We start from the raw sequence: 13,146 nt of genomic DNA on the forward strand, positions 1-13,146 counted from the left end.
GTCCACGGCAAAAGTCACGTACCAGCGGCCGTCCGGCTCACGCGACACCACCACCATCGTCGGATTCAGCGCGGCCACGTCCACGTCGCCGAACGACCAGACGAACCGCAACGGCATCGCCGTCTTGGCCAGCGTCAGCACACCCTCGCGCATCCGGAACGCCGAGCGGGTGTAGTGCGCGCTCTGGCGGCCTGTGCGGGACTTGAACCTGGGGAGGTGGGCACGTCCGGCGAAGAAGTTGCCGAACGCGGTGTGCTGGTGGCGCAGCGTCTGCTGCAACGGCACCGACGACACCTCCGACAGAAACGCCAGTTCCTCGCTGCGTTTCCACTCCGTCAGCGCCGCATCGGTCTGCCGGTACGAGGTACGCGCACCCTCGGTGCGGTAGCGGCGGTTCCGCTCGCTCAAGGTCTTGTTCCACACCAGACGCACACACCCGAACGTGCGGTTCAACACCGCAGCCTGCTCAGGGGTCGGGTAAGCCCGGCATCTGTACGCCGTTCGCACGAACCACAACCTACCGGGAGCACCATGACGACCACGACGCCGGACTGCTGGCCTGCGCACCGCGTGCCGGGACCGCCCCGACTCCACCGGCACGCCCCTGGCGGAGTCCGGATTCCTCCCCGGCCTGAAGGCCGGGGCTTCCACCGGAGGCCCAGGTGAACGCATTCAGTCGTCGCAGCCTGATCACCGGTGCCACCGCGATCGGACTGCTCGCCACCCTGCCGGCGTCGGCGCACGCCTTGCCGGCGCCCCCGCCCGTCACCCCGGACCGTCGCTCGTTCGCACCCGATGAACAGCGGTTCGCGCAGTACCTGATGCTCGTCTCGCCGATGGTCGCCGACATGGACTCGAGCGGCTTCTTCGCCGGGGGCTGGTGGCGCAGTCCCGCTGTCCCTTACAACGCCCGCGTGCAGGAGCACGTCTACACGCTGGCGTGGTTCGCGACGCAGTCCCGCTCGTGGAACCCGTACCGCGGCAACGCCTCGTTGCTCGCCGCTCTCGACGCAGGGCTCGGCCACTACCTAGGCCTGCAGCACGCCGACGGCTCGTGGCCGGAGTACTCCGCGACCCAGCACTCGCTGGCGGCGACCGGATTCGCCATGGGATACCTGAGCAAGACCAACGCCCTGCTGCGCCGGGCCGGTGTGCTGTCACGGCGGCAGGCCCAGATCACCGCTTCGCTGCGCCGGGCGATGACGTGGTTCCTCAACGGTTCGAACGACACCGTCTGGCAGTCGCCGCTCACCTGGGCCAACCAGACCACCGCCGGCCTGGCCGGGGCGGCGCTCGCGTTGAAGCAGGACCCGGACGCCCAGTTGCGGCAGCGGTTGACCGAGGCGTTCGCGCGCCTGGCCGCGACCGGGCAGAGTCCTGCCGGCTTCTTCTACGAGGAGAGCGGCGCGGACACCAACTACAACTTCGAGGTCATGCTGCCGGAGATGGCGGACGCGTGGCGTCAGTCGGGTGACGCCAACCTCGTTGCCATGACCCGGAAGTACACCGACTGGCTCGGCTACAACCTGCTGCGCGAACCGGACGGTTCCGGCTGGTTCGCCAACATCGCGCCGAACTCCCGCACGTCCTCGAAGTTCTACGCGGATGTCAGGCCCGAGCCCGAACGGACCGCGCTGAACAACCAGTTCGTGCCGGTGGTCCCGGATCTGGCGGCGTTCGTGTCCGGCCGGGAGGATCTGGCCGCCGCGCGGGCCGCGTGGGCGGCGGACCCGGCGCCGGTGCCAGCGTTGGTCAAGCCCGACACGTCACCGCGCATCCTGACGCACGCGATCTATGGCGAGCGGTACCCGAGTCGTGCCGAGCGGACGGCGGCGATCGCGCGGTTGCCGTACCGCCGGACGCACTTCACCGAGGTGCGCAGCGATCAGGGACAGGACTTCCTGTTCGTGCGCCGGCCGCGGTTCTACCTCGGCGGGTACTTCGGTGCCCGGCGGGCGACCTCGTTGGCGCGCACCGGGTTGACGTTCCTCTGGCACCCGGTTGCGGGCACGCTCGTGCAGTCGATCAACAACAACAACCACGCGTGCTGGGCCACTGTGTCTCCCGGACAGGTCCCGGATTCGAACGGGCCGCAGCGGGCCGAGTTCCTCGGTGGTGAGCCGTACCGGTTCCGGTACCGCACGCCGTCCGGCTCGGTCGTGACCGAGGTGACGGTGGGGGACCGGATCACGCGGTCCGTCCGGGCCGGTTCTGCCGCGATCGAGCAGATCCCTTTGGTGGTAAGGGACTCCGACACCGTCGCGCTCGACTCGCGCGGACTCACGTTGACCCGTGGCCGGGTGGTGGTGCGGTTCGACTGGGAGCGGCAACTGGATCCTGATCTTCGACCGGCGTCGACGATCACGTACCCCGGTCGCCGGATGCACATCCTCACCGTGCCGCACGACGGCACGTTCACCCTGACGATCTCCGCGCGATAGTCCATTGTGGACGGAGAGGTTCACCCTTATGTAGCAACGTCCTGATGAATGTTCGCGCAGCTCGCGGGGTATTCGATGATCCCAAACCCCAGGTCCCCAGTCCGGGTGGTTGTCCGGACGTGTGCGGTCCCGCTCTGTCGTGAGGAGTGGTTGTGATGGCACACCTGCGTCGTCTCGTCGACGTCCGCACCGGTGACGAGTTCGATCAGCCGGTTCCTTTCGGCCTGGTGTACCCGGTGTGCACCGCGGACGGTTCCGCGCCGCCCAGTCAGCGCGGCAGGACCTGGGAACACCTCGTGGCGAGTGATCGGGAGCTCCGGCCGGTGTCCTGATCCGTGTGAACGGCGCCCGCACCGGGTATTGCCTGGTGCGGGCGGCCCGGTCGGGCGCCCGTGCGAAGGGAGTTCGACATGGACTTCGGACAAGGGCTGACCGACGCCTGGCGGGCCGTGGCGACGTTCGTGCCCAGGCTGGCTGCCTTCCTGCTGATCCTGCTGATCGGCTGGCTCGTGGCCAAGGCGGTGGCCAAGCTGGTCGACAAGGTGCTCGGACGAGTCGGCTTCGACCGGCTCGTGGAGCGCGGAGGCATGCGGCAGATGATGTCGCGGACCAAGTACGACGCCTCTGATCTGCTCGTGAAGCTGGTCTACTACGCGTTGGTGCTGATCACGTTGCAGATCGCGTTCGGCGTGTGGGGCCCGAACCCGGTTTCGGTGCTGTTGACCGGCATCGTGGCATGGCTGCCGAAGGCCGCGGTCGCGATCATCATCGTCGTGGTGGCCGGCGCGATCGCCAGTGCGGTCAAGGACTTCATCGGTGGCGCGCTCGGCGGCCTCTCCTACGGGCGGGTGCTCGCCAACATCGCCTCGATCTTCATCTGGGCGCTGGGCATCATCGCCGCGCTGAACCAGATCGGCGTCGCCACCACGGTGACCACGCCGGTGCTGATCGCGGTGCTCGCCACGGTCGGCGGCATTCTCGTCGTCGGCGTGGGCGGTGGCCTGGTGCGGCCGATGCAGGAGAGGTGGGAAGGCTGGCTCGGGCGCGCGGAGCAGGAACTGCCGCAGGCCCAGGCTCAGGCGGAGGCCTACCAGCGCGGCCGCGAGGACGCGATGCGGGCCGGTACGGAGACGGCGCCGGCCGAGCCGGCTGCGTCGGCCGAGCCGGTCACCACGGCCGGGCGGCAGGTGCCGGTGGAGGACCCGGTGCTCGGCGCACCGAGGCCGGAAGGCCGCTGACCGCATGTGCTCGAACGAGGCGCACTCGCCGGGGTGCGCCTCGTTTTCACGTGAGCTTCGGAAGCGCGTGCACGTCGTCGGTCAGCGGCTTCACGTCGTGCGACTGAGCGAGCCGGCAGACCGCCATGAGCCGGACCTCGAGCCACGAGGCTGGTGTCCATTCCGACTCGGCCGCGTTGTCGAGCAAGCCACGCCCGTACGCGGCGAGCAGCACGACCGCGCCCACCGTGCCGGCGCCTTCGACGCCGAGCAGCAGGATGTCCCGCACCGCCGCGCCGTGCTGGTCGACCTCGGCCGCGAGCGCGGGCGTGACGGCGAGGGCAGCCCACCCCGCCATCCCGATGCGGTCGGACAGCTCGGAGATCCACCGCCGCGCGTTGTTCTCACGCCAGGTCGCACGCATCCCGACACGGTAACGAAACCGGGTTAAGTCCTGGTTTGAGGGCTCTCGAGCGGGGTACACGGGCGCGGGTGCGTCAAGCAGTCGGCGCGGAACTTTCGGCTGTGAAAGCGGGCGATGGCCGTGAAACCGGAACTGGACGAGAAGTCGTTCCAGCAGCTGCGCGTGACCGCGTTGGAGAAGCTCGACAACGCCGTCTGCACGGCGCTGACGAACATCGAGGCGGAGCAGGCCCGCAAGATCCTGGCCGAGGCGGTGGCCGACTGCGTGGCAACCGGTGCTGTCGTGCCGCCACACGTCCTGGCCTGCGTCGAAGCCGCCGACGACCACTTCGGCTACAGCGAGCGGATGGAGGCGCGCACGCTGCTGACCGTCGCCCACCGCCTGCTGGCACGCGTGCAGCGCCCGATGGTCGTGCCCAGCCCGTCCACCCCCGGTGACGTCGTTCTGGGCGGGTGATTGGTTCGGCGTCGCCCTGGGTACTCGAACGCGTGTTCGAGTGAAAGGGGACGACCGTGAACCGCACGCCGGAGAAGGACCCGCGGGACTGGACGACCGGTGACGAGCCGATGACCGGTCCTCAGGAGTCCTACCTGCACACACTCGCCCAGGAAGCGGGCGAGGAGGTGCCGGAGGAGCTCACCAAGCTGGAGGCCTCCCAGCTCATCGACCGGTTGCAGGAGAAGACCGGTCGCGGGAGCTGACCACCCGGACCGTTTGCGGTGCGTGCGGGTGGGTAGACGATTCATGTGGAATTCGAGCACGAGGTGACCAGGACAGAGTCGAACCTGCTGGCCAGCTTCTCCGACTACCTCGAGGCCCAGCGGCTCGTCGACAGGATGTCCGACGACGGCTTCCCGGTGGAGAGCGTGCGCATCATCGGTGACGGTGTCCGCACCGTCGAGCAGGTGACCGGCCGCATGACCAGGGGACGGGCGGCGGTAGCGGGTGCGGCGGGCGGCGCCTGGTTCGGTGTGTTCATCGGGCTGCTGTTCGGTCTGTTCACCACCGGTGGGACATGGGTGTGGCTGGTGCTGGTCAGCATGGTGATCGGCGCGTTCTGGGGAGCGGTCTTCGGGTTCGTCGCGCACTGGAGCACGCGCGGACAGCGTGACTTCTCGAGCGTCATGACGCTGCAGGCGCAGCGGTACGAAGTGCACGTCGACCAGGCGCGGGCCGCCCAGGCGGCTCGTTACGTGCTCTGAGGCATGCAGACCTTCTTGCCGTATCCCGACTTCGCCGCCACGGCCCGCGTTCTGGACCGGCGCCGGCTCGGGAAGCAACGGGTCGAGACGCTCCAGGTGCAGCGCGCGTTGGTGGTGCCGGGCCACGGCTGGCGCCATCACCCGGCGGTGCGGATGTGGGCGGGCTTCGAGGAAGCGCTTGTGCGGTACGGGCTTGAGGTCTGCGCGGTGTGGCGGGCGTACGGGTTCCTCGACACGTGCGAGGCGACGATGCGGTCAGACCTGGCCCGTGCCAAGGAGATCACGGTCGTGCGCACCCAGGACGAACTGGCCGCCGCGGGAGACCTGCCTGGCTGGCTGGGCGACGACGAGCTGCACCGCAGCCACCAGTCGGCGTTGGTGCGCAAGGATCCCGAGCACTACCGCCGGTTCTTCCCCGACGTGCCGGACGACCTGCCTTCCGTCTGGCCGCCGACGCTCACCCGCACGGTGAACCCGTCGGCGTCGTTGCCCATCGACACGTAGTCGCACGTGCGGTGCAGGATCCACAGCCCGAGCCCGGCCGACCTCGTCGCGGTGGTCGGTACCAAGCCCGCCAGCGGGTCCGACGGGCCTGAACCCCGGTCGGTCACTGCCACGACCACCCGCGAGTCGTCCGCCCACAACCGGAACCGGACCGGCGCGATGCCGTGCGTCAGGCCGTTGGTGATGATCTCGCTGGCCGCGTAGACCACGTCGTGCGCGTTGTCCTCGGTCAGTCTCGTCGCGCGGATGGCCGTGCCGACGGCTTCACGCACCGCGCCCGCGGTCGGGTCGATCAGCTCGACCAGTGGGGACGCCTGTTCCAGCACGTCAGGGGGCGAAGTGGAGCAGGGGAGGCCCTCACGGAAGCCGGGGTTGGCCTGGTGCGTCCCGGACGCGCCGGCGATGTTCGGGTGCGTGCGCACGACGTCGGCCAGCACGTCGGCGGGGGCCGTCCTGGTGTCGTACGGGCACAGGCCCCACACCGGGAACTCCGCGAAGGCCTGGTTGGCCGCGGCCTCGTAGCGGGCCCACCAGTCCCACCGCGCACCGACGCCGGAGTGCGGCACTTCGCCGATGACGCGCATCTGCCTCGCACCCGCCTCGGTGTGCTCGCGGAAGAGGTCGCGGTACGTGGCGATGGCGTCGGAAGGGCGGGAGTACTGGTCGGCGCCCGGCAGGTACATGACGGAGTTTCCACGGCCGAGAGCGCCGGACAGCAGCGCGGTGTTCCGTTCCGCGCACGCCACCACCGTCGGCTCGCCCGCACGCAGGCCGTCCTCGAGAAACGGCACGGCGAGCGCGAGAAAGTCGTCGTCCGAGCCGTAGAGGGCGGTCTCGTGGAAGAAGCCGGTCATCGAGGGCACTCCACGGTGACCGATGCTACGGGCTTTCTGTGGGCCATCCGAGCGAACCTCCTGCCCGACCTGTTCACCGGGGTCCGGCAGAGGGCGTACATACATGGTCTGCGCTACGGTCGAGCCGGGTTGAGCATGCAGCCCGTGTGATGGATGTGCCGTCCCATCAGGAGGTTGCCGCGTGCTCACAGACGGTGAAGTCTCTTTCCACACCACCAGCGAGAGCGTGGGGGCCGCCGTCGTCCTGCACGTCGACGGTGAGCTCGACTGCTCGACGGCGGACGAGCTGGCCGACCGCCTGGGCGGTGCGGTGCGGTCGATCACCCCTCCCGCGCCGGTCGTGGTGGACCTGACCGGTCTGAGGTTCCTCGGCGCGCAGGGCATCGGTCTGCTGCTGGACCACCAGGACCTGTGCCTGCGCCGGGGCAGTGCGCTCGTGGTCGTCGCGAACAGTGCCTCGGTGCTGCGCCCGCTGGAGGCTCTGGAACTGACGGACGTGCTGGGTGTGCGGTCGTGCGTGCGGGAGGCGTTGGCACCTCCGGAGGTCCGCGCTTAGCCCGGTTGACAAAGGATCTGAGGAGAAGCCCACGGACGAAGCGGCGTACGCGATGCTCGCGAACCTGCTCGAGGACAGCCACCTCGCCACCCTGGAGCGGTTGCCGGAGCTGGTCGGGCAGCGTGCCAAGGCCTTGGGAGTCTCGGAGGTCCTGATCTTCCTCTCCGATCTGCGCGAGGAGTCGCTGGTAGCGCTGCATCCTGCGGAAGCCCGCTCGTTGCCGGTGGACGGGAGTCTCGCGGGCAGGGCGTTCCGGGACGTCACGCTGATCGCGACCAGGCGGGACGGCGCTCATCACTTCTGGATCCCGTTGCTGGACGGCACGGAACGCATCGGCGTGCTCGGCGTCGCCGCGCCGGACGCGGAGCAGTCCACAATGGATCGCCTGCGGGCGTTGGCCTCATTGATCGCCTTGATGCTGGTGAGCAAACGCCCGCACAGCGACACCTACCACCGGCTCGTGCGCACCCAGCCGATGGCGGTGGCGGCGGAGGTGGTCTGGCCGTTGATGCCGCCGCTCACCTTCGCCACGGACGGCTTGGTGCTCACCGCCGTGCTGGAACCCGCCTACGACATCGGCGGCGACGCGATCGACTACGCGATCGAAGGCCACGTCGTGCACCTGTCGATCTTCGACGCCATGGGCCACGACCAGTCCGCCGGTCTGACGGTCGCTCTGGCGACCGGAACGGGCCGCAGTCATCGGCGACGTGGCGTGAACCTGGTCGACACCAGCGTCGCCGTGGACGAGGTGATCGGCGAGCAGTTCGGCGGGCGGAGATTCGCCACGGGTGTGCTCGCCGAGCTCGACTTCCACACCGGGAGGCTCAGCTGGGTGAACCGCGGCCACCCGCCGCCGTTGCTGATCCGCCAGGGCCGCTGGCTGCGTCAGCTGGAGTGCACACCGGCGCCGCCGATGGGTTTCCGGCTGCCGGCGGAGCCCGTGCTGTGTCACGAGCACCTCGAACCCGGCGACCGCCTGCTCTTCTACACCGACGGCATCGTCGAGGCACGCGACGGCCAGGGCCGTCAGTTCGGCCTGCGGCGGTTCGCGGACTTCGTGATCCGCCGCGAGGCGACGGCTGTTCGGCGCCCGAGACGTTGCGACGGTTGATGCGCACCGTGCTCGACCACCAGAGCGGGCGCCTTCAGGACGACTCAAGCGCGCTTCTCGTGGAGTGGCAGCACGGCCGCGAGAGGTCGCTGCTCGTGCGGCCTACCCGTGCCTGATCCAGCGCAGCACCACCCAGAGCACGACGAGCCCCGCCAGGGCCAGGACGCCGAGCCCGGACCGGGCAGCGACCGCGCGCTCGGCGTTCTCCTGCCTGCTGATCGGTTTGTTCTTGTTCATCCGGCGCCCCTAGAGGATCGGCGGCATCACGCGGTAGCTCTCGGCGTAGTAGTCGTCCGTGCGACGCCGGTAGTCGTCGTGGTTGTCCGGGTCGTACTCGGGCGCGTTCTTGATCTGCTCCTTCGTGCGGTCCACGTAGACCTTGCGCTCCTCGTGGTCCACCCGCTGGACCGTGCCCACCGGCAGCACGACCTTGCGGCCGAAGATCCACGGCCCGGTGTCGACCATCAGGCAGTCGTGGGGGACCTTGGCGTTGTCTTCATCGATCTTGCCGATACCACCGTCGGTCGCCTCGACTTCGTAACCGATCAAGCCGGTGTCCGGTCGCTGAGCAAGGTCCTGTTGGGTGAGTTCCTGCTCCTCGTGCTCGGGTCCGGTGACCCAGGACGGATCGCGCCACATCCACGGGACGAACGGGACTGGTTGCATGTCGGCCTCCTAGGGTCTGCCGACCGGGTACCCCGTTACGCCCTGTCGAGGAACTTCTTCATCATGCCGATCTGCGCGGTGCGGGACCTCTCGATCCGGTCCGCGAGGTCCTTCACCTCCCGGTGGGCGCCGCTGCCTGCCTCCCACCGTGCCATCTGCACGGCGTCGTCCTGGTGAGCGATCATGACGTTGAGCAGGCGCCGGTCGAACTCCTCTCCGCGCAGAGCGCTGAGCCTGCCGACCTCTTCGGGGTCCGAGCGGCGCATGCCGCCGTGGCCGGTGTGCGAGTCCGGTGGTGCCGTCAGCGGTTCACCCCACGACGTCAGCCAGCCCCTCATCGTGCCGGCCTCGCTCGCCTGGGTCGACTCGATCGCGGCGGCGAGCATTCTCAGCTCGTCGTCCTGAGCGCGGTCCTTGGCCAGTGCGACCATCTCCACGCCCTGCTGGTGATGCGGGATCATCATCTGCAGGAACATCACGTCGAGCGGATCGCCGCGCAGCGTGGTGTCCGGCTGCGCGGCGCAACCGGACACCACGAAGGCGAGCAGGATCAACAGCAACCGCATCAGAGACGCCGCCAGAGGGCCGGCGTGTTCGGCGGTTCCCACCCGGCGATGGCGGTGTGCCCTTGCTGGCACTCGTAGTTCACGCCGTTGTAGGTGACCCGGTTGCCGATCTGGTACGTCGTGCCCGCTGCCCACGTGCCGCTCGGCGGCGGGGTTGTCGTGGTGGTGGTCGTCGGTGGAGGCGTTGGTTGAGTGGTCGGTGGCGGGGTGGTGCCGCCGCCGAAGTCGACGTCCGAGCACGTGTAGAACGCCTCCGCGCTGCCGACGACGCGTTGCCAGATCGAGTAGATGATGTGGCGGCCGGTGCGTTGCGGGATGTTCAGCGTCCAGTTCGTGAACGTCGTCGGGTTCTGGTTGTTGAACGTCTGCAGGTGCACGAGGTCCGACCAGCGCAGCGGCTGCGTCGGGCTCCAGCCCTGCCTGGTGATGTAGAACTCGAAGTTGCTGTTCGAGTGCGGCGCCGACGCGTGGTAGGTCACCGTCAGCGACCCGGCGGAGATCCGTTTGGCCGGCCAGTCCGCGCGTTGCAGGTCGAGTCCGCGGTACTTGTCACGGCCAGCGCTGCACAGCTTGCCGTCCGGGATGATCTGGCGGTGGCGTCCGCCCGCGTCGAGCAGCGACACCTCGTTCCAGTCGTAGAACGCCTGTGTGCCACCGGCGGCCACGGCCGCCTTGCACGCGTCGGACTTCGGGTTCTCCGGGCCTTCCTGCTTGCACGTGTAGACCCGGCTGGCCGGATCGGACATCGTGCCGTGGGCGCTGGCGGTCGTCGTCGGAACGAGGAACGCGACGGCCAGAGCGGCGGATGCGGTGAGGCTCGCGAGGGCGAGCCGATTCCGTGCCTTCATTGCTCCTCCTGGCAGGGGGAGGCGGCGAACACTTCAGGCAGAGGTGTTCGCGTGGCGGGTTCGGCGGCCCGGTTCACGAGTGTAAACAATTGGTTGGACCATTTCGACGGCCAACCGAAGGAATTCACACGCGGAGAACCTTTGACAACAAAGCGTTCAGCGCCGTCGCGGTCGTGGTGGCGCCCGCCGCGATGCTCCAGCCGACAGGTCCGAGCGGTGTGCAGCCGAAGAACCCGCTCACCCCTGGAGTCTGGATGACTGCGGCCAGCGCCGCCGCCGACCCGAGGCTCGCTCCGAGCACCCGCCGGTCCAGTCCACCGGTGACCAGTGTCTGCCCCAGCTGAGTTCCGACCAGCGCTGCCAGCGCCACGGTGCTCGCACGACGCGACCGCCCGGTCAGCCGTGCGACGGCCCACGCCGTGCCCGCGCCGAAGGTCGTGGTCAACGCCCGCAGCAGGATGTCCCTGTCGAGCTGACCGCCCAGTGAGGACTCGGGTCCCTCGTGCAGCAGGCTCTCGAACTGATCGGGTTTCGGGGCGCGCAGGGCGATCGCCAGCGCGGGAGCGAGGTCGGTCAGCAGGTTGACCAGCAGGATCTGCCTGGCGTTCAACGGGGAGCGGCCGGTGATCAGCGCGGCGAGCACGGTGAAGCCGATTTCGCCGAGGTTGCCGCCGAGCAGGATGGCCAGGGCCTCGCGCACCGACGACCACATCGCCCTGCCCTCGAGGACCGCGGCCGTGATGGTCTCCAGGCGGTCGTCGGTCACGACGAGGTCCGCGGCGCTGCGGGCGGCCGGGGTGCCGCGCCGGCCCAGTGCGATGCCGACGTCGGCCAGGCGGATGGCGGGAGCGTCGTTCGCGCCGTCGCCGGTCATGGCCACGGTGCGGCCGACCCGTTGGTAGGCCTGGATGATCCGCACCTTGTGGGTCGGGCTGCAGCGGGCGATCACGTCCACTTCGGACAGTGTGGCGGCCAGCTCGTCGTCGTCCAGCTCATCCAGTTCTGCGCCGGTGATCACGCGTTGCGACTCGGCCGGGTGCACGGTCGAGGCGATCGCGTCGGCGGTCGCGGGGTGGTCGCCGGTGATCATGACGACCTTCACGCCGGCCGCCTCCAGCTGTTCGGCGGCGGGCGCGGCGCTGTCGCGGACCGGGTCGGCCAGCGCGACGAAGCCGCGGAACGTCAAGCCCTGCACGGCGTCCTCGTCCAGCTCGATCTTGTCGGCGACGCGTTCGGCCACGGCCAGCACGCGGTGGCCGGAGCCGGCCAGGGCTTCCATCCGGTCCTTGAGCTCGGTCCGGGTGTCCTCGGACAGCGAGCAGCGGGCCAGGACGATCTCGGGCGCGCCCTTCACGCTCAGGAGCGTGCGTTTGCCGTTCGTGCCGGTGGTGGCGTGGTAACCGCGAGACGGTTCGAACGGCAGGTCCGCCCGGCGGCGCCACGCGCGGGCACCGGTGCGGACGCCGACGTGGGCCTTGCGGGCGCCGGACGTCACGGCCCTGTCGGTCTGGTGTTCGAGTTCTTCGCGGGTGCGGGCGGCGGGTGTGGCGCGGAGGGCGGCGGCCAGCACGGATCGCAGCGGTCCGTCCAAAGAGGACAAGTCAGCTGTGCGATCGGCCGTGCCCACCTTGACCAGGCTCAGGCTGCCTTCGGTCAGCGTGCCGGTCTTGTCGAAGCACAGCACGTCGACCCGGCCCAGGGCCTCGATCGTGCGCGGGTTGCGCACCAGCGCGCCGTGGTCGGCCAGGCGCCGGGCGGCACCGAGCTGGGCCGCGTTCACGAGGAACGGCAAGCCTTCCGGCACCGAGGCGACGGCGAGGTTCACCGCGGCGCTCAACGTCTCCTGCGGCGGGATTCCGCGCAGCAGACCGGAACCGGTGACGGCGGCCGCAGCGCCGATGGCCAGCGGCATGGCGGTGCGGGTCAACGACTCCAGGCGCGACTCGACACCGGCGGCCGGGTCGCTCTGCCGTGCGGTGGCCATGCTGCGCCCGGCCTCGGTGGCCGTACCGGTCGCCACCACGAGCGCGATCGCGGTGCCGGTCGCGATGGTCGTGCCCTCGTAGAGCATCGACGTGCGGTCGGAAACGTCCGCGGCCACCACCGGGGCACTGTCCTTGGCCACCGGCAGGGACTCGCCGGTGAGCGAGGACTCGTCCGCCTCCAGCGCGGACGCTTCGAGGATCCGGCAGTCCGCGGGCACGACATCGGACGACCGCAGCACCACGACGTCTCCCGGCACGAGATCCGCCGAAGCGACGGTCACCTCCGCGCCGTCCCGCCGCACGCGAGCGCCGACTGCCGAAAGCTTGAACAGGTCGGCGAGCGCACGGTCCGTCTGCACCCGCTGCGCGCTCCCGACCAGCGCGGATGCCCCGGTGATCGCCGCGACCAGGCCCGCGTCCATGGGTGAGCCGACCGCCGCCGCCAACGCCGCACCCGCGGCCAGCACGGGCGTCAGGGGATTGGCGAGCTCCTCCACGAACGCCTGCCAGAGGCTGAGCCCGAGCGGTTCCTCGCCGACACCGGACGCACGGGCTCGCCGCTGGACCTCCTTGCCGGACAGCCCTTCCACCCGCGCGTCGAGGCGGTCCAGCACGACGTCGACCGGCATCAGGTGCCACGGCGTGGTGCTGACCGGAGGTGAGATCGGCCGGGAAAGCAGCTGGTGGGCGCGCCAGTGGGCGAGCGCGAAGCCGATCGCCGCCGCCGCGTTGCCCGCGAAGAGACCTCGTGACGCGGCGTGCGGACCGG

General features: G+C 69.7%; 17 protein-coding genes. 9 read left to right on the forward strand and 8 right to left on the reverse strand.

Annotated elements, in window-relative coordinates; genetic code table 11:
- A partial coding sequence (locus FXN61_RS39505; protein ID WP_312878354.1) for an RNA-guided endonuclease InsQ/TnpB family protein occupies positions 1-567 on the reverse strand: 567 nt, incomplete at its 3' end.
- A gap of 95 nt (positions 568-662) precedes the next feature.
- Here FXN61_RS39505 and FXN61_RS39510 point away from each other — a divergent pair.
- From FXN61_RS39510 to FXN61_RS39520, 3 genes are all read left to right on the forward strand, one after another.
- Positions 663-2,441 carry a hypothetical protein gene (locus tag FXN61_RS39510; protein WP_167979011.1) on the forward strand — a complete coding sequence of 593 codons (1,779 nt, stop codon included), beginning with the start codon at positions 663-665 and terminating at the stop codon, positions 2,439-2,441.
- Positions 2,442-2,596: 155 nt separating this feature from the next.
- Positions 2,597-2,773, forward strand: a complete 177-nt coding sequence (locus tag FXN61_RS39515; RefSeq protein ID WP_167979012.1) for a hypothetical protein — start codon at positions 2,597-2,599, stop codon at positions 2,771-2,773.
- 78 nt (positions 2,774-2,851) lie between these two features.
- On the forward strand, positions 2,852-3,679 hold the full coding sequence (locus FXN61_RS39520; protein WP_167979013.1) for a mechanosensitive ion channel family protein: 828 nt from the start codon (positions 2,852-2,854) through the stop codon (positions 3,677-3,679).
- A 46-nt stretch (positions 3,680-3,725) separates the two neighbouring features.
- On the opposite strand, the gene FXN61_RS39525 is transcribed toward FXN61_RS39520, so the two are convergent.
- A complete protein-coding gene (locus FXN61_RS39525; protein WP_167979014.1) occupies positions 3,726-4,082 on the reverse strand; it encodes a DUF6401 family natural product biosynthesis protein in 357 nt (118 codons plus the stop codon).
- A gap of 120 nt (positions 4,083-4,202) precedes the next feature.
- Here FXN61_RS39525 and FXN61_RS39530 point away from each other — a divergent pair, with 120 nt between their 5' ends.
- The 4 genes from FXN61_RS39530 to FXN61_RS39545 all read left to right on the forward strand — a co-directional run bounded on the left by FXN61_RS39530 (position 4,203) and on the right by FXN61_RS39545 (position 5,788).
- Positions 4,203-4,538, forward strand: coding sequence for a hypothetical protein (locus tag FXN61_RS39530; RefSeq protein WP_167979015.1), 336 nt, complete (start codon positions 4,203-4,205; stop codon positions 4,536-4,538).
- Between the two features lie 56 nt (positions 4,539-4,594).
- Positions 4,595-4,783, forward strand: coding sequence for a DUF3072 domain-containing protein (locus FXN61_RS39535; RefSeq protein ID WP_167979016.1), 189 nt, complete (start codon positions 4,595-4,597; stop codon positions 4,781-4,783).
- 63 nt (positions 4,784-4,846) lie between these two features.
- On the forward strand, positions 4,847-5,284 hold the full coding sequence (locus tag FXN61_RS39540; protein WP_312878355.1) for a general stress protein: 438 nt from the start codon (positions 4,847-4,849) through the stop codon (positions 5,282-5,284).
- A 3-nt stretch (positions 5,285-5,287) separates the two neighbouring features.
- Positions 5,288-5,788, forward strand: coding sequence for an MSMEG_6728 family protein (locus FXN61_RS39545; RefSeq protein ID WP_167979017.1), 501 nt, complete (start codon positions 5,288-5,290; stop codon positions 5,786-5,788).
- On the opposite strand, the gene FXN61_RS39550 is transcribed toward FXN61_RS39545, so the two are convergent.
- On the reverse strand, positions 5,683-6,642 hold the full coding sequence (locus tag FXN61_RS39550; RefSeq protein WP_167979018.1) for an anti-sigma factor RsbA family regulatory protein: 960 nt from the start codon (positions 6,640-6,642) through the stop codon (positions 5,683-5,685). The genes FXN61_RS39545 and FXN61_RS39550 overlap by 106 nt on opposite strands.
- 181 nt (positions 6,643-6,823) lie before the next feature.
- Between FXN61_RS39550 and FXN61_RS39555 the strand changes: the two genes are divergently transcribed.
- Together FXN61_RS39555 and FXN61_RS39560 are read left to right on the forward strand one after the other, a co-directional pair.
- The gene (locus tag FXN61_RS39555) at positions 6,824-7,198 is read left to right on the forward strand and encodes an STAS domain-containing protein (RefSeq protein WP_167979019.1); all 375 of its coding nucleotides are present in this window, start codon (positions 6,824-6,826) and stop codon (positions 7,196-7,198) included.
- Between the two features lie 52 nt (positions 7,199-7,250).
- Positions 7,251-8,312 (forward strand): PP2C family protein-serine/threonine phosphatase, encoded by a 1,062-nt coding sequence (locus tag FXN61_RS39560; protein WP_223165805.1) that lies wholly within the window; start codon positions 7,251-7,253, stop codon positions 8,310-8,312.
- A 102-nt stretch (positions 8,313-8,414) separates the two neighbouring features.
- Here the strand turns inward: FXN61_RS39560 and FXN61_RS54860 are convergent, their stop codons facing one another.
- The 5 genes from FXN61_RS54860 to FXN61_RS39580 form a co-directional block, all read right to left on the reverse strand.
- Positions 8,415-8,549: a hypothetical protein gene (locus FXN61_RS54860; RefSeq protein WP_281360823.1), complete on the reverse strand. Its 135-nt coding sequence runs from the start codon at positions 8,547-8,549 to the stop codon at positions 8,415-8,417.
- A gap of 9 nt (positions 8,550-8,558) precedes the next feature.
- On the reverse strand, positions 8,559-8,978 hold the full coding sequence (locus FXN61_RS39565) for a PRC-barrel domain containing protein (protein ID WP_167979020.1): 420 nt from the start codon (positions 8,976-8,978) through the stop codon (positions 8,559-8,561).
- 35 nt (positions 8,979-9,013) lie between these two features.
- On the reverse strand, positions 9,014-9,544 hold the full coding sequence (locus tag FXN61_RS39570) for a DUF305 domain-containing protein (protein WP_167979021.1): 531 nt from the start codon (positions 9,542-9,544) through the stop codon (positions 9,014-9,016).
- The gene (locus FXN61_RS39575) at positions 9,544-10,392 is read right to left on the reverse strand and encodes a lytic polysaccharide monooxygenase auxiliary activity family 9 protein (protein WP_167979022.1); all 849 of its coding nucleotides are present in this window, start codon (positions 10,390-10,392) and stop codon (positions 9,544-9,546) included. Before FXN61_RS39575 ends, FXN61_RS39570 begins: the two co-directional genes overlap by 1 nt.
- A 124-nt stretch (positions 10,393-10,516) precedes the next feature.
- Positions 10,517-13,146 (reverse strand): cation-translocating P-type ATPase (locus tag FXN61_RS39580; protein WP_167979023.1); only part of this gene is annotated, 2,630 nt, incomplete at its 5' end.

The sequence above is a fragment of the Lentzea indica genome, from assembly GCF_012184385.1.
Taxonomy (GTDB): Bacteria; Actinomycetota; Actinomycetes; order Mycobacteriales; family Pseudonocardiaceae; genus Lentzea; species Lentzea indica.